This is a genomic window from Pseudomonas protegens (assembly GCF_003732485.1).
In the GTDB taxonomy this organism is placed as follows: domain Bacteria; phylum Pseudomonadota; class Gammaproteobacteria; order Pseudomonadales; family Pseudomonadaceae; genus Aquipseudomonas; species Aquipseudomonas protegens_B.
Genome location: NZ_MOAK01000080.1, coordinates 170,230 through 171,555 on the forward strand (window position 1 = coordinate 170,230; position 1,326 = coordinate 171,555).

Annotated in this window: 1 protein-coding gene and 1 pseudogene; both read left to right on the top strand. The window is 65.7% G+C overall.

Translation table 11 applies throughout. The annotated features are described in order from the left end of the window. Positions 1-704: glycine betaine ABC transporter substrate-binding protein (locus BLX41_RS21990; protein ID WP_259745071.1), on the top strand; the 704-nt coding region annotated here is incomplete at its 5' end. 88 nt (positions 705-792) lie between these two features. Then, positions 793-1,326, top strand: a pseudogene (cdhC, locus tag BLX41_RS35975) (3-dehydrocarnitine:acetyl-CoA trimethylamine transferase CdhC); the annotation flags it as partial.

Sequence of the window (1,326 nt, forward strand, 5' to 3'; positions counted from 1 at the left end):
ATCTGTTCCTCGGCTACTGGAACCCGCTGATGACCCAGACCATCACGCCGTTCGTCGACGCCAATCAGGTCAAGGTCCTGGCCGAGCCCAGCCTCAAGGACGCCCGCGCCACCCTGGCCGTCCCCGCCTACCTGGCCGACAAGGGCCTGAAGACCTTCGCCGACATCGCCAGGTTCCAGAAGGAGCTGGGGGGCAAGATCTACGGCATCGAGCCCGGCTCGGGGGCCAATACCCAGATCAAGGACATGATCGCCAAGAACCAGTTCGGCCTGGGCAAGTTCCAGCTGGTGGAGTCCAGCGAGGCGGGCATGTTGTCGGCGGTGGCCCGAGCGGTGAAACGCAACGAAGCCATCGTGTTCTTCGGCTGGGCGCCGCACCCGATGAACGTCAACTTCAAGATGACCTACCTCAGCGGCAGCGAAAACGCACTGGGGCCCAACGAAGGCCAGGCCACGGTGTGGACCGTCACCGCGCCTGACTACGCCGAGCAGTGCCCGAACGTGCACCGGCTGTTGACCAACCTGACCTTCAGCGCCGAAGACGAGAGCCGCATGATGCAGCCGCTGCTGGATCACAAGGATGCCCTGGAATCCGCGCGGCAATGGCTCAAGGACCACCCGCAGGACCAGCAGCGCTGGCTGGAAGGAGTCACCACCTTCGATGGCAAGCCGGCCGCCGAACACCTGCAACTGACCAGCAAATAAGCCACCGCCACTACCGCCCCGCAGCCCGCCCTGGGCTGCGCACGGCCACCTCACGCCCTCAGCAAACACGCCTGTAAGGAACCGCACCATGAACCACGACGTCATCATCACCTGCGCACTCACCGGTGCTGGCGACACGACCGCCAAGAGCCCGCACGTACCGGTCACCCCGAAACAGATCGCCGCGGCCGCCGTAGAAGCCGCCAAGGCCGGCGCCACCGTGGTGCACTGCCATGTGCGTGACCCCGCCACCGGCAAGTTCAGCCGCAATGTGGCGCTGTACCGCGAAGTGATGGAGCGCATTCGCGAGGCCGACGTCGACATCATCGTCAACCTCACCGCCGGCATGGGCGGCGACCTGGAGATCGGCGCCGGCGAGCATCCCATGGAGTTCGGGCCCAACACCGATCTGGTCGGGCCGCTGACCCGCCTGGCCCATGTCGAGGAACTGCTGCCGGAGATCTGCACCCTGGACTGCGGCACCCTCAACTTCGGTGACGGCGACACCATCTACGTCTCCACCCCGGCCCAACTGCGGGCCGGTGCCAAGCGCATCCAGGAGCTGGGGGTGAAAGCCGAGCTGGAGATCTTCGACACCGGACACCTGTGGTTCGCCAAGCAG